Origin of the sequence: Nocardioides kribbensis (assembly GCF_015070375.1) — a bacterium.
GTDB classification, from domain to species: domain Bacteria; phylum Actinomycetota; class Actinomycetes; order Propionibacteriales; family Nocardioidaceae; genus Nocardioides; species Nocardioides kribbensis.
The window spans coordinates 552,892-575,247 of sequence record NZ_JADCLL010000002.1; the positions used below are offsets into that span (position 1 = coordinate 552,892).

Annotated in this window: 21 protein-coding genes; 16 read left to right on the forward strand and 5 right to left on the reverse strand. The window is 74.7% G+C overall.

Annotation, left to right across the window (positions count from 1 at the left end; genetic code table 11):
• Nucleotides 1-63 precede the first annotated feature (63 nt).
• Genes IR170_RS08190 through hemB form a run of 5 tightly spaced genes read left to right on the forward strand, consistent with a single transcriptional unit; the run spans nucleotide 64 to nucleotide 5,765 of the window.
• Complete coding sequence (locus IR170_RS08190) at nucleotides 64-789, forward strand: redox-sensing transcriptional repressor Rex (RefSeq protein WP_193661960.1); 726 nt, start codon at nucleotides 64-66, stop codon at nucleotides 787-789.
• The gene (locus tag IR170_RS08195; RefSeq protein WP_193661961.1) at nucleotides 786-2,099 is read left to right on the forward strand and encodes a glutamyl-tRNA reductase; all 1,314 of its coding nucleotides are present in this window, start codon (nucleotides 786-788) and stop codon (nucleotides 2,097-2,099) included. Before IR170_RS08190 ends, IR170_RS08195 begins: the two co-directional genes overlap by 4 nt.
• Nucleotides 2,096-3,058: a hydroxymethylbilane synthase gene (gene hemC, locus IR170_RS08200; RefSeq protein WP_056864849.1), complete on the forward strand. Its 963-nt coding sequence runs from the start codon at nucleotides 2,096-2,098 to the stop codon at nucleotides 3,056-3,058. The genes IR170_RS08195 and hemC overlap by 4 nt, the downstream gene beginning before the upstream one ends.
• Nucleotides 3,059-3,060: 2 nt before the next feature.
• The gene (locus IR170_RS08205; RefSeq protein ID WP_193662129.1) at nucleotides 3,061-4,740 is read left to right on the forward strand and encodes a bifunctional uroporphyrinogen-III C-methyltransferase/uroporphyrinogen-III synthase; all 1,680 of its coding nucleotides are present in this window, start codon (nucleotides 3,061-3,063) and stop codon (nucleotides 4,738-4,740) included.
• A gap of 47 nt (nucleotides 4,741-4,787) precedes the next feature.
• Nucleotides 4,788-5,765, forward strand: a complete 978-nt coding sequence (gene hemB / locus IR170_RS08210; protein WP_193661962.1) for a porphobilinogen synthase — start codon at nucleotides 4,788-4,790, stop codon at nucleotides 5,763-5,765.
• 70 nt (nucleotides 5,766-5,835) lie between these two features.
• Here the strand turns inward: hemB and IR170_RS08215 are convergent, their stop codons facing one another.
• A complete protein-coding gene (locus tag IR170_RS08215; RefSeq protein ID WP_193661963.1) occupies nucleotides 5,836-7,056 on the reverse strand; it encodes a lytic transglycosylase domain-containing protein in 1,221 nt (406 codons plus the stop codon).
• A gap of 292 nt (nucleotides 7,057-7,348) precedes the next feature.
• Here IR170_RS08215 and hemL point away from each other — a divergent pair, with 292 nt between their 5' ends.
• The 6 genes from hemL to ccsB are packed head-to-tail and all read left to right on the forward strand — an operon-like array spanning nucleotide 7,349 to nucleotide 13,386.
• Complete coding sequence (hemL, locus tag IR170_RS08220) at nucleotides 7,349-8,692, forward strand: glutamate-1-semialdehyde 2,1-aminomutase (RefSeq protein WP_193661964.1); 1,344 nt, start codon at nucleotides 7,349-7,351, stop codon at nucleotides 8,690-8,692.
• Nucleotides 8,689-9,369: a histidine phosphatase family protein gene (locus IR170_RS08225; RefSeq protein ID WP_056864845.1), complete on the forward strand. Its 681-nt coding sequence runs from the start codon at nucleotides 8,689-8,691 to the stop codon at nucleotides 9,367-9,369. The genes hemL and IR170_RS08225 overlap by 4 nt, the downstream gene beginning before the upstream one ends.
• Entirely contained in the window at nucleotides 9,366-9,947 is a 582-nt protein-coding gene (locus IR170_RS08230) for a TlpA disulfide reductase family protein (RefSeq protein WP_193661965.1), read from the forward strand. The genes IR170_RS08225 and IR170_RS08230 overlap by 4 nt, the downstream gene beginning before the upstream one ends.
• Before the next feature lie 3 nt (nucleotides 9,948-9,950).
• Nucleotides 9,951-10,706 (forward strand): cytochrome c biogenesis CcdA family protein, encoded by a 756-nt coding sequence (locus tag IR170_RS08235; protein ID WP_056864843.1) that lies wholly within the window; start codon nucleotides 9,951-9,953, stop codon nucleotides 10,704-10,706.
• Nucleotides 10,703-12,346, forward strand: a complete 1,644-nt coding sequence (resB, locus tag IR170_RS08240) for a cytochrome c biogenesis protein ResB (protein WP_228942714.1) — start codon at nucleotides 10,703-10,705, stop codon at nucleotides 12,344-12,346. The genes IR170_RS08235 and resB overlap by 4 nt, the downstream gene beginning before the upstream one ends.
• Nucleotides 12,343-13,386: a c-type cytochrome biogenesis protein CcsB gene (gene ccsB, locus IR170_RS08245; protein WP_193661966.1), complete on the forward strand. Its 1,044-nt coding sequence runs from the start codon at nucleotides 12,343-12,345 to the stop codon at nucleotides 13,384-13,386. The genes resB and ccsB overlap by 4 nt, the downstream gene beginning before the upstream one ends.
• A gap of 69 nt (nucleotides 13,387-13,455) precedes the next feature.
• Here the strand turns inward: ccsB and IR170_RS08250 are convergent, their stop codons facing one another.
• On the reverse strand, nucleotides 13,456-13,707 hold the full coding sequence (locus IR170_RS08250; protein WP_193661967.1) for a hypothetical protein: 252 nt from the start codon (nucleotides 13,705-13,707) through the stop codon (nucleotides 13,456-13,458).
• A gap of 90 nt (nucleotides 13,708-13,797) precedes the next feature.
• Here IR170_RS08250 and IR170_RS19905 point away from each other — a divergent pair, with 90 nt between their 5' ends.
• Nucleotides 13,798-14,109 carry a DUF4229 domain-containing protein gene (locus IR170_RS19905; protein WP_056864840.1) on the forward strand — a complete coding sequence of 104 codons (312 nt, stop codon included), beginning with the start codon at nucleotides 13,798-13,800 and terminating at the stop codon, nucleotides 14,107-14,109.
• Between the two features lie 61 nt (nucleotides 14,110-14,170).
• Here the strand turns inward: IR170_RS19905 and IR170_RS19910 are convergent, their stop codons facing one another.
• From IR170_RS19910 to IR170_RS08265, 3 genes are read right to left on the reverse strand one after another with little or no spacing between them, the layout of a single operon-like run.
• Nucleotides 14,171-14,305: a hypothetical protein gene (locus IR170_RS19910; RefSeq protein WP_264674774.1), complete on the reverse strand. Its 135-nt coding sequence runs from the start codon at nucleotides 14,303-14,305 to the stop codon at nucleotides 14,171-14,173.
• Between the two features lie 53 nt (nucleotides 14,306-14,358).
• Complete coding sequence (locus tag IR170_RS08260; RefSeq protein ID WP_193661968.1) at nucleotides 14,359-15,246, reverse strand: 1,4-dihydroxy-2-naphthoate polyprenyltransferase; 888 nt, start codon at nucleotides 15,244-15,246, stop codon at nucleotides 14,359-14,361.
• A gap of 35 nt (nucleotides 15,247-15,281) precedes the next feature.
• Complete coding sequence (locus IR170_RS08265; protein ID WP_319804971.1) at nucleotides 15,282-16,619, reverse strand: MFS transporter; 1,338 nt, start codon at nucleotides 16,617-16,619, stop codon at nucleotides 15,282-15,284.
• A gap of 37 nt (nucleotides 16,620-16,656) precedes the next feature.
• On the opposite strand from IR170_RS08265, the gene IR170_RS08270 reads away from it, so the two are divergent.
• The 4 genes from IR170_RS08270 to IR170_RS08285 are packed head-to-tail and all read left to right on the forward strand — an operon-like array spanning nucleotide 16,657 to nucleotide 22,297.
• Nucleotides 16,657-17,721, forward strand: a complete 1,065-nt coding sequence (locus IR170_RS08270) for an AMP-binding protein (RefSeq protein ID WP_319804972.1) — start codon at nucleotides 16,657-16,659, stop codon at nucleotides 17,719-17,721.
• Entirely contained in the window at nucleotides 17,718-18,704 is a 987-nt protein-coding gene (locus IR170_RS08275) for an o-succinylbenzoate synthase (RefSeq protein ID WP_193661969.1), read from the forward strand. Before IR170_RS08270 ends, IR170_RS08275 begins: the two co-directional genes overlap by 4 nt.
• The gene (gene menD, locus IR170_RS08280; RefSeq protein WP_193661970.1) at nucleotides 18,701-20,398 is read left to right on the forward strand and encodes a 2-succinyl-5-enolpyruvyl-6-hydroxy-3-cyclohexene-1-carboxylic-acid synthase; all 1,698 of its coding nucleotides are present in this window, start codon (nucleotides 18,701-18,703) and stop codon (nucleotides 20,396-20,398) included. The genes IR170_RS08275 and menD overlap by 4 nt, the downstream gene beginning before the upstream one ends.
• Nucleotides 20,399-20,431: 33 nt before the next feature.
• Complete coding sequence (locus IR170_RS08285; protein ID WP_193661971.1) at nucleotides 20,432-22,297, forward strand: Na+/H+ antiporter; 1,866 nt, start codon at nucleotides 20,432-20,434, stop codon at nucleotides 22,295-22,297.
• Nucleotides 22,298-22,356 lie beyond the last annotated feature (59 nt).

Sequence of the window (22,356 nt, forward strand, 5' to 3'; positions counted from 1 at the left end):
GCCGCGAAGCGAATCCGGGCTGTCAGGCCCCCGCCGTCCGCGGCTGGGCATGGAGACAGAGCAGTGACCGCACGGACTTCCCCCGAGGCGTCCCGGGACATCCCCGAGGCCACCGTGGCGCGACTCCCCGTGTACCTGCGCGCGCTCACGAGCCTCGTGGAGGCCGGCACCCGCACCTGCTCCAGCGAGGAGCTGGCCGGCGCGGCCGGCGTCAACAGCGCCAAGCTGCGCAAGGACCTGTCCTACCTCGGCTCCTACGGCACGCGCGGCGTCGGCTACGACGTCGACTACCTGCGCTACCAGATCGCCCGTGAGATCGGCGTGGAGCAGGACTGGCCCGTCGTCATCGTCGGCATCGGCAACCTGGGCCACGCGCTGGCGAACTTCTCCGGCTTCCGCAGCCGTGGCTTCCGGGTGGTGGCCCTGCTCGACGCCGACCCCAGCCGCCACGACGAGGTCGTCGCCGGCATCGACGTGCGCCCCTTCGCCGACCTGGAGGCGATCGTGCGCGAGCACGGCGTGGCGATCGGCGTCATCGCGACCCCGGCCGTGGCCGCCCAGGACGTCGCCGACCGCATGGTCGGCTGCGGCATCACCAGCATCCTGAACTTCGCACCGACCGTGCTGTCGGTGCCCACGGGGGTCGACGTGCGCAAGGTCGACCTGTCCATCGAGCTGCAGATCCTCGCCTACCACGAGCAGCGCAAGGCCCAGGGCGAGGCGACGCCCGCGACGACGGGCCCCGGCGACCCGGCTCACCACGAGCTGGTCCGAGAGGAGACGGCATGAGCGTCCTGGTCGTGGGGATCTCCCACAACTCCGCCCCGGTCTCGCTGCTGGAGCAGGTGGCGCTCGACCGCGACGGGGTGGCCAAGCTCGTCCACGACGTCGCCTCGTGCGACCACGTCACCGAGGCCACCGTCATCTCCACCTGCAACCGGCTCGAGGTCTACGCCGACGTCGACCGCTTCCACGGCTCGGTCGAGGAGCTGTCGACGCTGCTGGTCGACCGCGCGGGCGAGGCGACCGAGACGATGCTGCCGCACCTCTACGTGCACTACGACGACGGCGCGGTCTCCCACCTCTTCCAGGTCGCGGCCGGCCTCGACTCGATGGCGGTCGGCGAGGGCCAGATCCTCGGCCAGACCCGCGAGGCGCTGCGCCTGGGCCAGGAGCTCGGCACGGTCGGCACCTCCCTCAACGTGCTCTTCCAGCAGGCCCTGCGCGTCGGCAAGCGCTCGCGCGCCGAGACCGACATCGACCAGGCCGCCCCCTCGCTGGTGACCGCCGCGCTCGCGCGCGCCCGCGACGAGATCGGCGAGGTCGCCGGCCGCCGCGTGCTGGTGCTCGGCGCCGGGGCCATGGCCGGGCTGTCGGTGGCCACGGTGAGCCGGCTGGAGGCCGGCGAGGTCGTCGTGCTCAACCGCACCCCCGAGCGCGCCCGCCGCCTGGCCCGCGAGTACGACGCGCGCCCCGCCTCGCTCTCGGAGCTCGGCGCCGAGCTCGCCCACGCCGACGTGGTCGTCACGTGCACCGGCGCCACCGGAGTGCTCGTCACCCGCGACATGGTCGAGGCGGCGCGGCCCGACGGCCGCCCGCTGGTGCTGCTCGACCTCGCGCTGCCCCACGACGTCGACCCCGCGGTGGCCGACCTGCCGGGCGTCACCCTGGTCAACCTCGCCGAGCTGGCCTCCGAGGTGCAGGACTCCGACGCGGGCCTGGAGGTCGCCGCCGTGCGCAGCATCGTGACGCAGGAGGTCGCGGCCTTCCTCACCGCGCGTCGCCAGGCCAGCGTCACCCCGACCGTGGTCGCGCTGCGCTCGATGGCCACCTCGGTCGTCGACGCGGAGATGACCCGGCTGGGCAACCGCCTGCCCGACCTCGACGAGGCGGCGCGCGCCGAGATCCTCCACACGGTGCGCCGGGTGGCCGACAAGCTGCTCCACGAGCCGACCGTGCGCGTGCGCGAGCTGGCCAACGAGGCCGGCGCGGTCTCCTACGCCGCGGCGCTCGCCGAGCTCTTCGCCCTCGACCCCGAGGCGGTCTCGGCCGTGACCCGCCCCGCCGTGCCCGACGACGCCCGCCGGGGCTCGGCGTGAGCGCCCCCGTGCGCGTGGGCACGCGCCGCTCGCTGCTGGCCACCACCCAGGCCGGCACCGTGGCCGACCTGGTCCGCGACCTGCTGGGCCGCGAGGTGGTGCTCGTCGAGGTCACCACCGAGGGCGACCGCAGCCAGGCCGCCGGCACCCCGCTGGTGCAGTCGAGCTCCACCGGGGTCTTCGTCGGCGCCCTGCGCGACGCCCTGCTGCGCGGCGACGTCGACGTGGCCGTCCACTCGCTCAAGGACCTCCCCACCTACCCCGCCGCCGGCATCGCGCTGGTCGCCGTACCCGAGCGCGAGGACCCGCGCGACGTCGTCGTGGGCCGCGACGGGCTGACCCTCGGCGAGCTGCCGGTCGGCAGCCGGGTCGGCACGGGCTCGCCGCGCCGCGCCGCCCAGCTGCACGCGCTCGGCCTCGGTTTGGACGTCGTCGGCGTCCGTGGCAACGTCGACTCGCGCATCGCCAAGGTGCGCGCGGGCGACGTCGACGCCGTCGTCCTGGCGCGGGCCGGGCTGGCCCGGATCCACCGGCTCGAGGAGGTCAGCGAGGTGCTCGACCCGCTGCAGGTGCTGCCCGCCCCCGGGCAGGGCGCGCTGGCCGTGGAGTGCCGCGCCGAGGACCCCCTCGCCACCGACCTGGCCGCGCTCGACCACGCCCCCACCCGGGCCGCGGTCGAGGCGGAGCGCGCCGTCCTGGCCACCCTCGAGGGCGGCTGCTCGGCCCCCATCGGCGCCCTCGCGGACGTCGTCGAGGGCGAGGACGGCGACGAGCTGTGGGTGAGGGCCGTGGCGCTCTCGCTCGACGGAACCCTCTCGGTGCGGAAGTCCGCATCCGGGAGCACCTCCGACGCCGTCGGCGTCGGCACCCGGTTGGCGCAGGAGATGCTCGCCGACGGGGCAGGACAGCTGGACCAGCCAGGCCCAGCCATCGATACCGATCCAGACAGGGACTCATGAGCATGACGCGAGCCAAGTCCAGCCAGACCAGCGCCACGACCAGCCCGAGCCGGGGCTGGGTGTCGTTCGTCGGCAGCGGCCCGGGTGACCCCGACCTGCTGACCGTGCGCGCCGTCGACCTCGTGCGCCAGGCCGACGTGGTCGTCACCGAGTCCCCCGAGCACGTCGCGCTCGTGCGCACGCTGCTCGGCCTGCCCGAGCCCGTGGAGCCGGTCGACGGCGAGCCCGCCCCCGAGCCGGTCGGGCCCGAGATGGTCGACGGCGGCTTCGGCGAGGACGGCCAGCCGCTGACCCACGCCGCGCGCGCCAAGGTCGTCGTCAAGCAGGCCAAGCGCGGTCGCCGCGTGGTGCGCCTCATGACCGGGGACCCCTTCCTCTACGCCTCCGGCCCCGAGGAGGCGCAGGCCTGCGCCAGGGCCGGCCTCGGCTTCGAGATCGTGCCGGGCGTCTCCTCGGTCAGCGCCGTGCCCGCCTACGCCGGCATCCCGCTGACCACCAAGGACCACCGCGAGGTCGCCGTGGTCACGTGCGACGCCAGCGTCGACTGGAGCCAGTACGCCGACGACCGCACCCTCGTGCTGCTCTCCGGCGTCGGCATGATCGGCGAGATCAGCAAGGCCCTGATGGCCGCCGGTCGCCCGGCCTCGACGCCGGTCGCCATGACCCGCGTCGGCACGACCACGACCCAGTCGACGGTCTGCTCGACGCTGGAGCACATCGCCGCCGACGCGCGCGCCGCCCGGATGAGCCCGCCGGCCGTCACGGTCATCGGCAAGGTCGTCGACCTGCGCGAGACGCTGTCGTGGTTCGAGACCAAGCCGCTCTTCGGCTGGCGCGTGCTCGTGCCGCGCACCAAGGACCAGGCCGGCGTCCTCTCCACCCGGCTGCGCGGCTACGGCGCGGTGCCCGAGGAGGTCCCGACGATCTCGGTGGAGCCGCCGCGCAACCCGCTGCAGATGGACAAGGCCGTGCGCGGCCTGGTCGAGGGCCGCTACGAGTGGATCGCCTTCACCTCGGTCAACGCCGTCAAGGCCGTGCGCGAGAAGTTCGAGGAGTACGGCCTCGACGCCCGCGCCTTCTCCGGGCTCAAGATCGCCGCGGTCGGCGACAAGACCGCGGCCGCGATCGCGGCCTGGGGCCTGAGGGCCGACCTGGTGCCCTCCGGTGAGCAGTCGGCCGCCGGCCTGCTGGCCGACTGGCCCGAGTACGACGACGTCCTCGACCCGATCAACCGGGTCTTCCTGCCCCGCGCCGACATCGCCACCGAGAACCTCGTGGCCGGCCTGATCGACCTGGGCTGGGAGTGCGACGACGTCACGGCCTACCGCACGGTGCGCGCGACCCCGCCGCCGGCGCCGACCCGCGACGCCATCAAGACCGGCAAGTTCGACGCCGTGGTCTTCACCTCCTCCTCCACGGTGCGCAACCTGGTCGGCATCGCCGGCAAGCCGCACCCCTCCACGGTGATCGGCGTCATCGGCCCCGCCACGGCCAAGACCGCCGAGGAGCACGGGCTGCGCGTCGACGTGATGTCGCCCAAGCCCGACGTCGAGGAGCTGGTCGACGCGCTGGCCGACTTCGGCGCCGCGCGCCGGGCCGCCATGGTGGAGCAGGGCCAGGCCGTCACGCGGCCCTCCGACCGCAAGCCGTCGGCGCGCTCGCGCAAGGTCCGCGCGGAGTGAGCCCGGCCGCGCCCGGGGGCCCGACGGACCCCGTCGTCCACCCGCCGGTGGCCGGACCGACCATCCGGCCCCGGCGGCTGCGCACGACGCCGGCCCTGCGCCGCATGGTCGCGGAGACCTCCCTGGAGCCGCGCCAGCTCGTGCTGCCGCTCTTCGTGCGCGAAGGGCTCTCCGAGCCCGTGCCGATCTCCTCGATGCCCGGCGTCGTGCAGCACTCGCGCTCGAGCCTGCTCGGCGCGGTCGCCGAGGCCGCCGAGCTCGGCCTGGGCGGGGTGATGCTCTTCGGCGTGCCCGAGCACAAGGACGCCACCGGCTCAGGTGCGCTCGACCCCGCGGGGATCCTCAACCTGGCCATCACCGACGTGGTGGGCGAGGTGGGCGACGCCCTGACCGTCATGAGCGACCTGTGCCTCGACGAGTTCACCGACCACGGCCACTGCGGGGTGCTCACCCCCGACGGGCGCGTCGACAACGACCGCACCCTGGCGATCTACGCCGAGATGGCGCGCGCCCAGGCCCACGCCGGCGTCGACATGGTCGGCCCCAGCGGCATGATGGACGGCCAGGTGCGGGTCATCCGCGAGGCGCTCGATGCCGCCGAGCACACCGACGTGTCGATCCTGGCCTACTCCACGAAGTACGCCTCCGCCTTCTACGGACCCTTCCGCGAGGCCGTGGACTCCTCGCTGCAGGGCGACCGGCGCACCTACCAGCAGGACGGCGCCAACGCCCGCGAGGGCGTGCGGGAGGCGCTCCTCGACGTCGAGGAGGGCGCCGACATGGTGATGGTGAAGCCGGCGCTGGCCTACCTCGACGTGCTGCGGCAGGTGCGCGACGCCGTGCGGGTGCCGGTGGCGGCCTACAACATCTCGGGGGAGTACTCCATGGTCGAGGCGGCCGCCGCGCGCGGCTGGATCGACCGCGAGCCCGCGATCCTGGAGACGCTGACCTCGATCCGGCGCGCCGGCGCCGACGTGGTGCTCACCTACTGGGCCGCCGAGGCGGCCCGGCTGCTGCGCCGCTGACCTCGTGCCCGGGCCGGCCCCGCCGGTGGGGCAGGGGTCGGACCGGGGGCCGAGCGGGCCCCGGGCACGCTCAGGGCGTCGTGTAGTCCTCGACGCACTGGTCGAACTTGTCGGTGCTGCTCAGCGGGTTGTCGAGCAGGCCCTCGAGGGTGCACTGCACGATCGCCTGGGCCACGGTGAGCACATCATCGACGGGCTCGACGCCGGTCTCGGGCAGGTCGGGGAGGTCGGGCACCGGCAGCTGCGGGCCGTTGCCGCCCCCACCGGGGTTGGTGGGGTTGGTCGGGCCGGTGGGCCCGCCGTCGCCCTTCGGCGGGGTGGTGGGAGCCGGCTCCTCGGCCTGCGGGGTCGAGTCGACCTGGGGCTGCTGCGGCTGCGCCTGCGGCTGGCCGCCGCCCTGGCTGGGGCCGCGGGCCGGCGGCGGCTTCGGCGGGGTGTAGTCGGGGTCGGGCATGATCACGCCGGCCGCGGTGGTCGAGCTCGGCACCGAGGTGTAGTCGCCGTCGGTGTAGGCGTCCATGATCGACAGCACGAGCTGCACGTAGTCGTCGGAGCGGTTGTAGCGGAAGACCGAGGCCTCCTGGCCCGCGGTGGTCGACAGGTCGTCGCTGCCGGAGCAGAGGTAGACCGCCGTGCCGAGCGCGGCGTCGTCGACGTCCTGCGGGTCGCGCCGACCGTCGCCGTCGGCGTCGACGCCGACCGAGCGCCAGGTGGACGGGATGAACTGCATCGGGCCGACGGCGCGGTCCCACTGCGTGTCGTTGTCCAGCTCGCCGGCGTCGGTGTCGGAGATGGCCTGGGTGTTGTTGCGCCCGTTGAGGGCGATGCCGTAGATCCCGGGCTGGGCGACGCCGTCGGCGTCGAGGGTGTTGCCGGCGTACTGGCCGTGGTTGGACTCGACGCGACCGATGGCCGCGACCAGCTGCCAGGGCAGGTTGCAGGACTTGTCGGCGGCGTTGATGACGGTCTCGGCGCGCTGGTAGGCGGCGAGCGCGGCCGACGGGATGCCGGAGCTGGAGGCGGTGGAGACGGCCTGCTGGGCGCGGCGGCCGTCGAGGCCGTCGGCGAGCCCGGCGAGGGAGCCGCCGCCGGAGACCGAGGCCGGCGCCTCGATGGCCTGCGCCGGCACGGTCGAGCCGTCGGGCAGGGAGGTGGGGTCGGCGAGCTCGGCCGACACGGGGACGGTGGTGGCCGCGGGGCCGACCAGAGAGGCGGTCCAGGCCGCCGACACGAGCGCGAGCGGGACCAGGGCGGTCATGCTCTTGACGCGTGCGGTCTTCTTCGCTGCCATGCTTCTCGTCTCCCGGTGGTGTCGCTCGTCGTGCTCCCTCAAGCACCTGTGACGGACCTAACGGAGGATGTCACGTCCAGGTTACGGACCGGTAGGAATCCCGGGATCCGTCGCGTGGGTCACATTCTCCGTCCGCCCGGGCAGCCTCCCCGGCCCGGTCGGCCCGCAAACGCCCCCTCCGGCGTGCCGCGGAGGTGTCCGGCAGGTGGTTCGGTGTGCTCCCGGTCACGGCTTGGTCGCCCCGGGCCCGCCGCGACTTCGTGTCGTTGGCGCCGCGAGGGATGATGAGGTCGTGAGTCCCGCACCCACCGACGCCCACCCGCCCGCACCGCCCACGGCCTCCGGAGAGCTCTTCGCCCGGGCCCACGCGGTGACCCCCGGTGGTGTGAACTCCCCGGTGCGCGCCTTCAACGCAGTCGGAGGCACCCCCCGCTTCATCCGCTCGGCCAGCGGGGCCTGGCTCACCGACGTCGACGGCAACGACTACGTCGACCTCATCTGCTCCTGGGGCCCGATGCTGCTGGGCCACGCCCACCCCGAGGTGATGGCGCAGGTGCAGGCCGCGGTGGCGCGCGGCACGTCGTACGGCACCCCGACCGAGCCCGAGGTCCTGCTGGCCGAGGAGATCGTCGCGCGCACGCCGGTCGACAAGGTCCGCTTCGTCTCCTCCGGCACCGAGGCCACCATGTCGGCCATCCGGCTGGCCCGCGGCTTCACCGGTCGCGACGTCGTCGTGAAGTTCGCCGGGTGCTACCACGGCCACGTCGACGCCCTGCTGGCCTCGGCCGGCTCGGGTCTCGCCACCTTCGCCGTGCCGGGCACCCCCGGCGTGCCGGCCTCCTCGACCGAGCTGACGCTGGTGCTGCCCTACAACGACCGGGCGGCGGTGGAGAAGGTCTTCGCCGAGCACGGCGACCGCATCGCCTGCCTGGTCACCGAGGCCTCGCCGGGCAACATGGGCGTGGTGCCCCCCGAGCCGGGCTTCAACCGCTTCCTGGCCGAGACCTGCACCCGCCACGGCGCGCTCTTCGTGAGTGACGAGGTGATGACCGGCTTCCGCGTGACCCGCGAGGGCCAGTGGGGCCTCGACGGCAAGGCCGAGGGCTGGCGCCCTGACCTGATCACCTTCGGCAAGGTGATGGGCGGGGGCTTCCCGGCGGCGGCCTTCGGGGGTCGAGCCGACGTGATGTCGCAGCTCTCGCCCGAGGGGCCGGTCTACCAGGCCGGCACCCTGTCGGGTAACCCGGTCGCGACCACGGCCGGTCTGGCCACGCTGCGCCTGGCCACCGACGAGGTCTACGCCCACATCGGCGCCGCCGCCGAGACGATCAAGGTCGCGGCCGCCGAGGCGCTGACGACGGTCGGCCTGCCGCACGTCGTGCAGGCCACCGGCACGATGTTCTCGGTGTTCCTCACCGAGGGCCCGGTCCGCGACTTCGAGGACGCCTCGCGCACCGACGCCCCCGCCTACGCCGCCTTCTTCCACGCGATGCTCGAGCGCGGCGTCTACCTCCCGCCGTCGGCCTACGAGGCGTGGTTCCTCTCCGCCGCCCACGACGACCGCGCCGTGCAGACCGTGCTCGACGCCCTGCCCCACGCCGCCCGTGCGGCCGCCGCCGCGAGGAGCGTCGCATGAGCAGCCCCGACACGATCGTCCACCTGATGCGCCATGGCGAGGTGCACAACCCCGAGGGCGTGCTCTACGGACGCCGCGACGGCTTCCACCTCTCCGCGCTCGGGGTGCGGATGGCCGAGAAGGTCGCCGACACGATCAAGGACCGCGACATCGTCCACCTGCGGGTCTCGCCGCTGGAGCGGGCCCAGGAGACGGCGCAGCCGCTGGCGCAGGCCCGTGGCCTCGACGTCGTCACCGACCCGCGGGTCATCGAGTCGACCAACAAGTTCGAGGGCGAGCAGTTCGGGGCGGGCAGGAACGCCCTGCGCAACCCCGCGACGTGGCGCCACCTGTGGAACCCCTGGAAGCCGTCCTGGGGCGAGCCCTACACCGACATCGTCGCGCGGATGATGTCGGCGGTCCACGACGCGCGGATCGCCGCGGCCGGTCACGAGGCGGTCGTGGTCTCCCACCAGCTGCCCATCTGGACCACCCGGCTGGCCGCGGAGAAGCGCTCCTTCCTCCACCACCCCAAGAGCCGCACCTGCACGCTGTGCTCGCTGACCTCGCTGCACTTCGTGGGCGACCGGCTGACCCAGGTCTCCTACTCCGAGCCCGCCGGCGACCTGATCCCGGTCGGCGACCGGTCGGCGCCCTTCTCCGCCGGCGGCACCACGGAGGAGTCGAAGCCGTCATGACCCCTCGCGCGCGCCGGCTCACGGCCGGCCTGGCCCTGGCCTGCTCGGTGGTGCTCGGCACCGCGGGCTGCTCGTCGCTGCGCGGCACCGACGACGGGGTCACCTACATCCAGGGCGGGGGCGCGGTCTCCGAGTACGCCCCCGACGAGCGCGAGGACCCCGTGGTGCTGCGCGACCAGCCCACGACCACGGGCGGCACGGTCAGCATCGAGCCGGGCACCGTGACGGTGGTCAACGTGTGGTGGAGCGGCTGCGGGCCCTGCCGCACCGAGATGCCGCTGCTGACCGAGGCCGACCGCGAGCTCGGCGACAGCGTCGACTTCGTCGGCATCAACATCCGCGACACCAGCGCCACGCAGGCGGCGACCTTCGAGCGGGCGCGCGGCGTCGACTACCCCTCGATCTACGCCCCCGACGGGCGGGCGCTGCTGGCCTTCTCGGGCTCGGTCGCACCCCAGACGATGCCCTCCACCGCGGTGCTCGACACCGAGGGCCGGGTGGCCGCGGTGATCAGCGGCGAGATCCCGAGCAAGCAGACCCTCCTCGACGTGGTCGAGACGGTCGTCGAGGAGGGCTGAGGCGTGGGTGACTGGTTCGGCCAGACGGCCTTCTCCGGCTCGCTGCTGCTCGCCGTCCCGGTGGCGGTCATCGCGGGGCTGGTCTCGTTCTTCTCGCCCTGCGTGCTGCCGCTGCTGCCCGGCTACCTCTCCTACGCCACGGGGCTCTCGGGCGCCGACATCGCCAGCGGCGACGTGCGCCGCGGGCGCATGCTCGCGGGCGCGGTGCTCTTCGTGCTCGGCTTCTCGGTGGTGTTCGTGCTCATCGGCATGGCCAGCGGCTCGGTCGGGGGCTGGCTGATCGTCAACCAGCGGCTGCTCGAGGTCGTGCTGGGCGTGGTCACCATCGTGCTGGGCCTGGCCTTCCTCGGGCTGGTGCCCTTCCTGGCCCGCGACCTGCGGGTGCACAAGGTGCCCGCGGTCGGCCTGGCCGCCGCTCCGGTGCTGGGCTTCCTCTTCGGCGTCGGCTGGGCGCCCTGCATGGGCCCGACCCTGGGCGTCATCTTCACCCTCGCCTTCAACGAGGGCACGGCCGCCCGCGGGGGCCTGCTGATGGGGCTCTACTCCCTCGGCCTGGGCCTGCCCTTCATCGTCGCCGCGCTCGTGTGGCGCCGGGCGCTCGGCGCGCTGGCCTTCGTGCGCCGCCACCAGCAGGTCGTCACCCGCATCGGCGGCGGCATGCTGCTGCTGGTGGGCGTGCTCCTGCTCACCGGTGCCTGGGGCGAGATGGTCGCCTGGCTCCAGATCCACCTCGTCTCGGGCTACCAGGTGAGCGTGTGAGCACCGCGACGAAGGAGCGCGCCTCCGGCGCCACGCCCCCGCCGCGGCGGGCCGGCGAGCTGACCCTGGGCGAGCTGCTGCGCTTCGGCTGGCGGCAGCTCACCTCGATGCGCACCGCGCTCATCCTCCTGCTGGTGCTGGCCCTGGCCGCCGTGCCGGGCTCGATCGTGCCGCAGGAGGGCGTCGACGCGCTCAAGACGTCGAACTGGAAGGACGCCCACCCCACGCTCACGCCGATCTACGAGCGGCTGAGCCTCTTCGACGTCTACGGCTCGCCGTGGTTCGCGGCGATCTACATCCTGCTGATGATCTCGCTCATCGGCTGCATCATCCCGCGCACGTTCCACTACTGGCGCGGCCTGCGCGCCGTGCCGCCGGCGGCCCCGCGCAACCTGACCCGGCTGCCCGACAGCACCAGCTACACCACCGACGAGGACGTCGCGGAGGTCGAGGAGCGCGCCCGGCGCCTGCTGGCCAAGCGGGGCTACCGCGTGCGCCCGGCCCGCGACGGCGAGGACGCCGTGAGCGCCGAGCGCGGCTACCTGCGCGAGGCCGGCAACCTGGTCTTCCACCTCTCGGTGGTGGTGGTGCTGGTCGGCTTCGCCGTGGGCAGCCTGCTGGGCTACAAGGGCGGCGTGATCCTGCTCGTCGGCGACGACGCCGGCTTCACCAACCGGCTCACGCAGTACGACGACTTCGTGCCCGGCACGCTCTTCGGGGCCGACCAGCTCGACGACTTCGCCTTCGACGTGGACTCCTTCGACGTGGACTGGCTCGACAGCGGCCCGGCCCAGGGCCAGGCCCGCGGCTTCGTCAGCCACGTCTCCTACGTCGAGGGCCTCGACGACGCCCCCACCGAGTACGACCTGCGCGTCAACCACCCGCTGCAGATCGACGACACCGAGATCTTCCTCATCGGCCACGGCTACGCCCCCGTCATCACGGTGCGCGACGGCGAGGGCAACGAGGTCTACAGCGGGCCGACGATCTTCCTGCCGCAGAGCCCCGACTTCCTGTCCTTCGGCGTGGTCAAGGCCGCCGACGCCCAGCCGGGGCAGATCGGCCTGGAGGGGTTGTTCTACCCCACCTTCATCAACGTGGAGGGCGACCCGGTCAATGTCATGGGCGAGGCCAACAACCCCACGCTGTCGATGCAGGTCTACACCGGCGACCTCGGCCTCGACCAGGGCCAGTCGCAGTCGGTCTACGTGCTCGACAAGGCCGACGCCGAGCTGGTCACCAAGGCCGACGGCTCGCCCTTCCGCCTCGACCTGCAGGAGGGCCAGACCGAGACCCTGCCCGACGGGCTGGGCACGGTGACCTTCGAGGGCCTCGAGCGGTGGAACCGCATCCAGATCAGCCAGACCCCCGGCAAGGAGGTCGCCCTCATCGGCGTCTGCCTGGCCCTGCTCGGCCTGCTCGGCTCCCTCTTCATCCGCCCGCGTCGCGTCTGGCTGCGGGCGCGTCGCGAGGGGGGGAGCACACTGGTCGAGGTGGCCGCGCTCGACCGCTCCGGCGGCGGCGACGTGGGCGTCGTGCTCCAGCAGCTGGTCGCCGACCTCCGTCCCGGGGCCACCCCCGGCCACACCCCCGGTGCCGACGGCGCCGGACCCGCAACCACCGAGGAGAAGACGTCGTGAGCGACAGTGCATGGGAGGCCCTGAGCAACCAGGCCGTGGCCGCCGCAGGGCTGGTCTACTTCCTGGCCCTGCTGGCCCACCTGGTCGAGTGGAGCGCGCTGCGCAAGGTGCCCGTGGAGGCCGGCGCGCGGGAGACCACGACGGTCGGCGCGGGCGGCCCGGCCGCCCCGGCGTACGGCGCGAGCGCCGAGCCGGCCGCGGGGTCCGAGGGCCCCGACCACGAGCACCGCATCGACCTCTTCGGCCGCATCGGCTTCTCGCTGACCGTGGTCGCGGGCCTGGTGCACGCCGTCTCGCTGCTCGCGCGCGGGATGGCCGCCGACCCCAACCGGGTGCCGTGGGGCAACATGTACGAGTTCACGCTCTCGGGCACCTTCGTGGTGACCCTGCTCTACGTCGTGATGCGCCGGCGCCTCGGGCTGAGCTGGATGGCCCCGCTGGTCGTCGGCTTCGTGCTCGTGCTGCTCATGGTCGACGTCATCTGGCTCTACGCCCCGGTCTCCCCGCTCACCGAGGCGCTGAACTCGCCCTGGCTGGTCATCCACGTGGTCTCGGCCGTGATCGCGACCGGCGCCTTCAGCCTGGGCGGCATCTGCTCGGTGCTCTACCTGCTCAAGGAGCGCTCGATCACCAAGGGCCGCGAGTCGTCCACCGGCTACCTCTCGCGGGTGCCGTCGCTGGCCGTGCTCGACCGGGTGTCCTACCGCCTGCACGCCTTCGCGTTCCCGGTGTGGACCTTCGCGGTGCTCATCACCGGCCCGATCTGGGCCCACCAGGCCTGGTCGAACTACTGGAACTGGGACCCGAAGGAGGTGTGGGCGTTCATCACCTGGGTCGTCTACGCCGCTTACCTCCACGCCCGCTCCACGGCCGGCTGGAAGGGCCGCAACGCCGCCTACCTCGCGCTGCTCGGCACCGCCACCCTGTGGTTCAACTTCATCGGGATCAACTTCTTCTCCACGACCTCCCAGCACAGCTACGCCGCCCCGGAGCCGGCCCCCGTGGTCGCCGAGGCGCCGGTCCTGGCCGGCGGGGCCTGACCTCCTGCGGTCCGCCCTGACGGGCGGCGCCCGCGCGAGCGCCCGTGGGGCGGCTCAGGAGGTCGCGGCTCAGGTGGTCGCGGGCGGGTTGTCCGGGTCGTCGGGGTGCAGCCGCTTGCGGTCGAGGTCGCGCAGGAAGTCCTCGTCGTCGTCGGGAGCGACGATGCGGGGCTTGGGCTTGGGGCCCTTGGGTGCGGGCCGCGACGGCCGCGCCGAGGGGCGCTGCGGGCCCTGCTCGAGCAGGCCGCGGCGCTGGATGACGCGGATCGTGAGGTACGTCGCGAGGGCGAAGACGGCGATCACCAGCAGGAACTTGAGCACCCCTCCAGCGTAGGTGCCCGGTGGTCACCGGGCCCGCGACCGCGAGCGGTCGCCTCGGGGCCGGTGCCGGGCGCGGGCTACCCTGGGGGCGTGAAGGAGTTCGTCGTCTACACCGCCCTGCGCCTGGTGCTCTTCGCGGCGTCGCTGGCCGTCGTCATGGGCGTGTGGCTCAGCGTCGCCGGTCAGGCCAACCTGCTGTGGTCCTTCGTGCTCGCCTTCGTCATCAGCGGCATCGGCTCCTACTTCCTGCTCAACGGCCCGCGCGAGGCCTTCGCCCGGCGCGTCGACGAGCGGGCCCGCCGCGCGGCCAGCCGCTTCGAGGAGATCAAGGCGCGCGAGGACGCCGAGGACGCCGAGGACGAGCAGCGGCGCAGCGACGCCGGCGAGGCGCCCCGCGCCTGATCCGGCGCCCACGTCCCACCTCGCGCGCGGCCGACCCGGCCGGCGCCCGCGAGGCGGGGGCTCAGCGCTTGCGGCGGTCGATCGAGCGCTGCACGCGGCTCTCGGACTGCCCGAGCACCTTCGCCATCAGCGGCACCCGGAACTTCCAGGCGGCGACGGCGGCGACCACGACGAGGACGAAGATCAGGAAACCCATGCCGCCAGCGTAGGTCGGGCCAGGTCAGGCCCGGTCTGCCCGGTAGCGCCGGGTCAGGCGAGGACGAGCAGCGGCGCGGCGGTGAGCACGGCCCAGGCCAGCTCGCCGGCCCCGGTCGAGGCCAGCACGGGGATCAGGCCCGGGCCGACGGCCCCGCCGAGCACGGTGCGCACCCCGCGGGCGGCCACGACGAGGAAGCCGAGACCGAGCAGCGCCCACCAGGTGGTGAGCGCGGCGAGCGCCACGACGGCCAGGGCCGCGAGCCCCACGAGCCCGACGTAGAGCTGGCGGGTGCGGCCCTCGCCGAGCTTGACCGCGAGGGTGCGCTTGCCGGCGAGGGTGTCGGAGGGGATGTCGCGCAGGTTGTTGACGACGAGGATGGCGCAGGCCAGGGCACCGATGCCGACGGCGGCCGCGAGCGCCGCGGCGAGGTCGCCGGCCGCCAGCGACGCGGTCTGCACGTAGGTCGTGCCGACGACGGCGACGAGGCCGAAGAAGACGAAGACCATGACCTCGCCCAGGCCGAGGTAGCCGTAGGGGTTCGAGCCGCCGGTGTAGTACCAGGCGGCCACGATGCTGACCAGGCCGACCGCGACGAGCCACCAGGCGGTGGTGGCCGCGAGCACCAGCCCGGCGACCCCGGCCACGCCGAAGGCGAGGAAGGCGGCCCGCTTGACCGCGGCGGCGGGCGCCGCGCCCGACCCGACCAGCCGCATCGGCCCGACCCGGTCGTCGTCGGTGCCGCGGATGCCGTCGGAGTAGTCGTTGGCGTAGTTGACCGCGACCTGCAGCGCCAGGCTCACCACGAGGGCGAGCACGGCCTTCCACCACACCGCCTCGTCGACGAAGGCGGCGACGCCCGTGCCGGCGAGCACCGGGGAGACGGCGGCGGGCAGGGTGCGCGGGCGCGCGCCGGCGATCCAGTCGGAGGGGGTGGCCACCGGAGGATTCAACCAGCCGCGGCCCGCGCGACCGCTCAGCGGGCGGGGTCGAGGTCGTGGCGCACCAGGAAGCGCTGCGCGGCCCGGGCCGAGGGGTGCAGGGCGGCGGCTGCGGCCACGGCGATGGCGGCGATGGCCAGCCAGCCCAGGGTGCCGACCTCCAGGGCGAGGAAGGTGTAGAGGGCGGGGGCGCCGATGTAGCCCAGCTGGCGGCCCAGATTGCGCGCGCCCTGGTACTCCCCGCGCCGGTCGGGGTCGGAGAGCTCGGAGTCGAAGGACCAGCTCGCGGCCGAGAGGTAGAGCTCGGCGCCGGTCACGGTGACGTGGCCCAGCCAGATCAGGGCGATGGTGACCCAGCCGACGGTCTCGTGGGTGACCAGGGTGATCACGCACGACACGACGAAGAAGAGGCTGCTGAAGCGGGCCGCCCGCAGGGCGGTGCTCACGTCGCGCACCCCCCGCGCGGCCCGCATGGGCAGGAAGATGCACATCACCGTGTTGGTGGCGAAGAGCAGCGCCAGCAGCACGCGCGGCGCGTCGGTCTCCTCCACCAGCCAGAGGGGGATGACCAGGTGCAGCAGCACCTGGTTGGTGTCGAGCACCCCGCCGAAGAACGACGTGGCCAGGAAGCCGCGGTTGCGCAGCGCGCCGGGCACCGTCCCGCCGGGCCCGGTCGCCCGGGCGTCGGAGGGGGCGGGTGCCACCGGCTCCGGGTCCTCGAGGGCGGCCTCGACCGCCTCGACGAGCGGGTCGGGGCGGTGCTGGTGCGCGGTGGCCGGCAGCCGGGTGATCCACCAGGCGTTGGCCGCCACGAGCACCGCGGTCAGCCAGGGCAGGGCGCGGATGACCGAGTCGTCCTCGAAGGCCAGGGCGATCCCGCCCAGCGCGGCGCCGAGGGTGAAGCCCAGGTTGAGCGCGGAGTACATGTAGGCCTGTGATTGCACCCGCTCCGCGCGCGGCAGCAGGTCGAGCACGTAGGCGCCGCGCCCGGCGTTGCCGGCCCCGTTGACGACCTCCAGCACGACGCTCATCGCCAGGAAGGCGGTGAAGCCGTCGATGAAGGGCCACACGGCGTACATGAGGGCGGTGCCGAGGGCGCCCAGCGCCCAGGTGCGCTGGGGGCCCAGCCGGTCGGCGAGGCGCCCGGCCGGCACGGCGACGAGCATCGAGACCACCCCGGCCACGGTGATGCCCAGGCCCACCTGGGCGGCGGAGAGCCCCACGACCTGGGTGAAGAAGACGGCGCTCGCGGTGAGGAAGGTGCCGTCGCCGATGGCGTAGAGCACCGACTGCACCGAGAGCCGTCCGGCCAGCGGGGTGGGCGGGGCCGCCTTCCGGGCTCCCGCCCGGGCGACGTCGACCAGGGTGCTCACGCCCCGCAGTGGATCACGCCTGGCTAGGGTCGGTCGCGTGGATATCGGCGGCACGACCCGCGAGGTGGTCGACTCCCTGCGGGGCTGGCTGGCCGGCGCGGCCGAGCCCGAGCCGCTGGTCGTCACGACGTCGGGGTCGACGGGGCGGCCCAAGCGCGTGGCCCTCTCGCGCCGCGCGGTGCTCGCCTCCGTGCACGCCACCGAGCGACGACTCGGCTCCTCGGGCGCCTGGCTGCTGGCGCTGCCCGCCTCCTACGTCGCGGGCGTGCAGGTCGTGTGCCGCTCGCTGGTCGCGGGCCACGACCCCGTGCTGCTCGAGGAGCACGACGGCTTCGCCGCGGCCACCGCCGAGCTCGTGCGCCGTGGGCCCTTCGCCCTCGGCGCCGCCGAGCGCGGCGACCGCTTCGTCTCCCTGGTGCCCACCCAGCTGCACCGCCTGCTCGGCGACCCCGACGACGTCTGGGCCCTGCGCAGCTACCACACCGTGCTGCTCGGGGGCGGCCCGCTCGACCCGGCCCTGCGCGACCGCGCCGAGACCGCCGGGGTGCGCGTGGTGGCGACGTACGGCTCGGCGGAGACCGCGGGCGGCTGCGTCTACGACGGGGTGCCCCTCGACGGCGTCGCGCTGGCGCTGGAGCGCGACGGGCGGGTCCGGCTCGGCGGGCCGACCCTCTTCGAGGGCTACGACGGCGACCCCGACCTGACCCGCGAGGTGCTGGTCGACGGGTGGTTCCTCACCTCCGACGCCGGCCGCCTCGACGACGACGGCCGGCTCGAGGTGCTCGGGCGCCTCGACGACGTGGTCGTGAGCGGCGGGGTCAACGTGCCCGCGCCCGCGGTGGCGGCCCGGCTGCGCGAGCACCCCGACGTGGTGGCGGCCGAGGTGCTCGGCGTGCCCGACGAGGAGTGGGGCCACCGGCTGGTCGCCTTCGTCGTCGGACCGCTCGACCTCGACGCCGCCCGCGCGTGGGTGGCGGGCGCCCACCCGCGCGCGTGGGCGCCGCGCCAGCTCGTGGGCCTCGACGACCTGCCGATGCTGGCCAACGGCAAGCCCGACCGGCTGCGGCTGCGCGCGCTGGTCGAGGCGGGCGGGCCGGCGTGAGGCACGTCTGGTCGGTGCCGATGACCACCCGCTTCCGCGGCATCACCGTGCGCGAGGGCGTGCTGCTGGCCGGCGACGGCGACCCGGGGCGGGCCGGCTGGGGGGAGTGGAGCCCGTTCCTGGAGTACGACGCGGCCGTCGCCGAGCCCTGGCTGCGCTGCGCCGAGGAGGCGGCCGCCGGCGACTGGCCGGAGCCGGTGCGCACCGAGGTGCCGGTCAACGTGACGGTGCCCGTGGTCGACCCCGAGCGGGCCCACGCGCTGGTGCTGCGCGGCGGCTGCCGCACCGCCAAGGTCAAGGTCGCCGACCCCGGCTCGAGCCTGGCCGAGGACCAGGCCCGGCTCGAGGCCGTGCGCGACGCCCTGGGGCCGAGCGGTCACGTGCGCATCGACGTCAACGGCCTGTGGAGCCTCGAGGAGGCCCTCGCCGCGATCCCGGTGCTCGACCGCGCCGCCGGCGGCCTGGAGTACGTCGAGCAGCCCTGCGCCTCGGTCGAGGACCTGGCCCGGGTGCGCCGCGGGGTCGACGTGCCGGTCGCGGCCGACGAGTCGATCCGCCGGGCGGCCGACCCCTACCGCGTGCGCGACCTCGAGGCCGCCGACGTGGCCGTGCTCAAGGTGCAGCCCCTCGGCGGGGTGCGGGCGTGCCTGCGCATCGCCGAGGACATCGGCCTGCCCGTCGTGGTGTCCTCGGCGCTGGAGACCTCGGTGGGCATCGCCGCCGGTCTCGCGCTGGCCGCGGCGCTGCCGGAGCTGCCGCACGCCTGCGGCCTGTCCACCGTGCAGCTGCTCACCGGCGACCTGGTCGCCGACCCCCTGGTGCCCGTCGACGGGGTGCTGCGGGTGCCGGGCACGCCCGGGGTGCCCGGCACCGTGGTCGACGAGGACGCGCTCGCGCGGTGGGCGGCGCCGCCGGAGCGGGTGGCGCACTGGGAGGCGCGCCTGGCCGAGGTCAGGGCGCTGCGGCAGGATCGACGTCCGTGAGCACCCACGCCGAGCCCACCGGGCCCACCGGGCCCACCGAGACCACCGAGCCGCCCTCGGCCCTGCTGGCGCGCGCGGTGGTGACGGCCCTCCTTTTGCACGGCGTGCGCGACGTGGTGGTCGCCCCCGGGTCGCGCAACGCCCCGCTGTCCTTCGCCGTCCACGACGCGGCGACCGCGGGGCTGCTGCGTCTCCACACCCGCGTCGACGAGCGCTCGGCGGCCTTCCTCGCACTGGGGCTGACCCGGGCCGGGGCCCGGGCGGCGGTGGTGTGCACGTCGGGCACGGCCGTGGCCAACCTGCACCCTGCGGTGCTGGAGGCGGCCCACGCCGGCCAGCCCCTCGTCGTCGTGACCGCCGACCGCCCGGCGCGGCTGCGCGGCACCGACGCCAACCAGACCACCGACCAGGTGGGCATCTTCGGCGCCCTGGTCGCGACCCACGACCTGGCCGGTCCCGACGACGTCCCCGTGCTCGACGACCCGTGGGGCCCGGTGCACCTCGACGTCCAGCTCGACGACCCGCTGCTCCCGGCCGCGCCGTGGCGGCCGGGCGTCGTGCCGGGGGAGCGCCCCGCGCGGGTGCGCCCCGCCGGGGTCGACCGCATCCCGCTCGGCCCGCGCACCGTGGTCGTCGCCGGCGACGACGCCGGCCCGCCCGCCCGCCAGCTCGCCGAGCGCGCCGGCTGGCCGCTGCTGGCCGAGCCCTCCAGCGGCTCGCGCACCGGCACCCACGCGCTGCGCTGCTACCGGCTGCTGCTCGACACCGACCTCGCCCGCAGCGTCGAGCGCGTCGTCGTGGTCGGTCACCCCACGCTGTCGCGTCCGGTGATGCGCCTGCTCGGTCGCGACGACGTCGAGGTGTGGGCCACCCCCGGCCGCGGCGCCTGGCCCGCGCGGCCCTACCGCGTCGACCGCCCGCTGGGCGGCGGCCGCTTCGAGCTGGTCGACCCCGCCGACGACCCCGCCGACGATCCCGCCGCCGACCCGACCGCCGAGGTCGCGGCGGGGCCGGTGCGCACGCCGTGGCTCGAGGCGTGGCTCGAGGCCGACCGCGCGGTCGCCCGGCGCCTCGACGCGCTCGTGGCCGCGGAGCCGGGGCTCACGGCGTACGCCGTGGCGGGGGCCGTCGTGCGGGCCACCCCGCCCGGCGGGCTGCTCGTCGTCGGGCCCTCCAACCCGGTGCGCGACCTCGACCTCATGCAGACCGGCTTCGGGGTCGGCGCCCGCCGCTTCGTGGTCGCCAACCGCGGCCTGGCCGGCATCGACGGCATGGTCTCGACCGCGATCGGCGCCGCGCTGGGCCGTCCGCACAGCACCCGGGCGATCGCCCTGCTGGGCGACGTCACCTTCCTCCACGACAGCAACGGCCTGGTGCTGGGACCCGACGAGCCCCGGCCCGACCTGACCCTGGTGGTGGTCAACGACGACGGCGGGTCGATCTTCGCCACGCTCGAGCAGGGCGCCCCCGAGCACGCCGACCGCTTCGAGCGGCTCTTCGGCACCCCGCACGGCGTCGACCTCGCCGCCCTCTGCGCGGCGACCCGCACCCCCCACTGGCGGGTGGAGAGCCTGCCCGAGCTCGAGCAGGCGCTCGCCTCGCCCGCCGGCGGGATCGAGGTCGTCGAGGTGCGCGTGCCCCGCCAGGACCGCCGTGAGGTCGACGCCCGGATCCGCGGCCTGGCCGCGGACTGACGCCACCGGCCGCCACCGGGGGATGATGGGGCGGTGGAGATCGCCCTGCTGCTGTGTGGACTCGCCGTCGGCGTGCTGGTGTGCACGGCGCTGGCCGACCGGCTCGAGGTGCCGGCGCCCTTCCTGCTGATCGCGGTGGGGGTGGCGGCCTCCTACGTGCCGCAGGTGCCCCAGGTCTACCTCGACCACGACGTCGTGCTCCTCGGCCTGCTCCCGCCGCTGCTCTACGCCGCGGCCCAGCAGACCTCGCTGGTCGACTTCAACGCCAACCGCCGACCGATCCTGCTGCTCTCGGTCGGGCTCGTCGTCTTCACCGCCGCCGGCGTGGCCTGCGTCGTACGGCTCTTCCTGCCCGACCTGCCGTGGGCCCTGGCCCTGGCCATCGGAGCGGTCGTGGCCCCGCCCGACGCGGTCGCCGCCACCGCCATCGGGCGCCGGATCGGTCTGCCCCGGCGGGTGGTCACGATCCTCGAGGGCGAGTCGCTCTTCAACGACGCCACCGCGCTGGTCTTCCTGCGCACGGCCCTGGCCGTCGCGGCGGGCAGCGGCCTCGACGCCGGCGGGGTCGCGCTCGACTTCGTGCTCGCCGCGGGCGGCGGGGCCCTGGTCGGCCTGGCCTTCTTCGTCGTGGTCGGCAAGGTGCGCCGGCGCATCACCGACCCGGTCATCGACTCGGCGATGTCGCTGGTCGTGCCCTTCGCGGCGTACGTGCTGGCCGAGGAGATCCACGCCTCCGGCGTGATCTCCGTCGTGGTGGCCGGGCTGCTGCTGGGCCACAAGGCGCCGGTGCTGCAGACCGCGCAGTCGCGCATCGCGGAGCGGCTCAACTGGCGCACCATCGCCTTCGTCCTGGAGAACGCCGTCTTCCTGCTCATCGGGCTCCAGGCGTGGTGGATCGTCGAGGGTGCGGTCGACTCCGACATCGGGCTGGGGCGCATCGCGGCGGTCTGCGGGGCGACGCTGGCCGCGGTGATCGTGCTGCGGCTGCTGTGGGTCTTCCCGGCGCGCTACCTGCTGGTGCGCCCCGGACCCGACCCCGACCTCGGCCAGGACGCGCCGTGGACCTACACCTTCGTGCTCGGCTGGGCCGGCATGCGCGGGGTCGTGACGCTCGCGGCCGCCTTCGTCGTCCCGGAGGGCACGCCCTACCGCGAGGTGCTCCTGCTCATCGCCTTCACCGTGGTGGCCGGCACCCTCTTCGTGCAGGGGCTGACGCTGCCGATGGTGGCCCGTCGGCTGCGGGTGCCCTCGCCCGACCCCGCCGAGGACGCGCTCGCTCGCGCGACCCTGCTCCAGCAGGCCTCCAAGGCGGCGCTGGAGGAGCTCGACCGGCTGGAGTACGACGACCGGCACGGCGCCGTCGACCTCATCCGCCAGCGCCTCGACCAGCGCAACTTCGCCGCCTGGGAGCGCCTGGCCACCGTCGGCGACCAGGAGTCGCCCAGCGACCTCTACTCCCGCGCGCGCCGGGCCATGATCGGTGCGGAGCGCCGCCGGGTGCTGGAGATCCGCAGCGGCGGCACGGTGCCCGCGGAGGTCGTGGCCGACGTGCTGGCCATGCTCGACGTCGAGGAGTCGATGCTCGACGTGGCCAGCGAGGAGCGCGAGGAGCTGCGCGCCACCGCCGTCGGCCGCCGCCTGGGCGAGGTGTGCGCCGACCTGGAGCGCTTCCCGGCGGTCCTCACGGCCCAGGACCCGGTGTGCGCGCGCTGCCTGGAGGACGGCACGACCTGGGTGGCGCTGCGCCAGTGCCTGGAGTGCGGCCACGTCGGCTGCTGCGACTCCTCACCGCAGCAGCACGCCACCGTGCACTTCCACGAGACCACCCACGCGGTGATGCAGTCGGCGGAGGAGGACGAGAGCTGGCGCTGGTGCTACGTGCACCACCTCACCGGCTGAGCGTGCGGTGCCCGGGCCTGCGAGAGCCGGACCCGGGACGGCCGGGCCGCGACAGCCGG

Bases quoted from the DNA above. Each gene is read 5' to 3' on its own strand.
- IR170_RS08230 (WP_193661965.1), top strand. From the start codon at position 9,366: ATGACCCCTCGCGCGCGCCGGCTCACGGCCGGCCTGGCCCTGGCCTGC.
- IR170_RS08215 (WP_193661963.1), bottom strand. From the start codon at position 7,056: ATGGCAGCGAAGAAGACCGCACGCGTCAAGAGCATGACCGCCCTGGTC.
- IR170_RS19910 (WP_264674774.1), bottom strand. From the start codon at position 14,305: ATGGGTTTCCTGATCTTCGTCCTCGTCGTGGTCGCCGCCGTCGCCGCC.
- IR170_RS08205 (WP_193662129.1), top strand. From the start codon at position 3,061: ATGACGCGAGCCAAGTCCAGCCAGACCAGCGCCACGACCAGCCCGAGC.
- IR170_RS08225 (WP_056864845.1), top strand. From the start codon at position 8,689: ATGAGCAGCCCCGACACGATCGTCCACCTGATGCGCCATGGCGAGGTG.
- IR170_RS08195 (WP_193661961.1), top strand. From the start codon at position 786: ATGAGCGTCCTGGTCGTGGGGATCTCCCACAACTCCGCCCCGGTCTCG.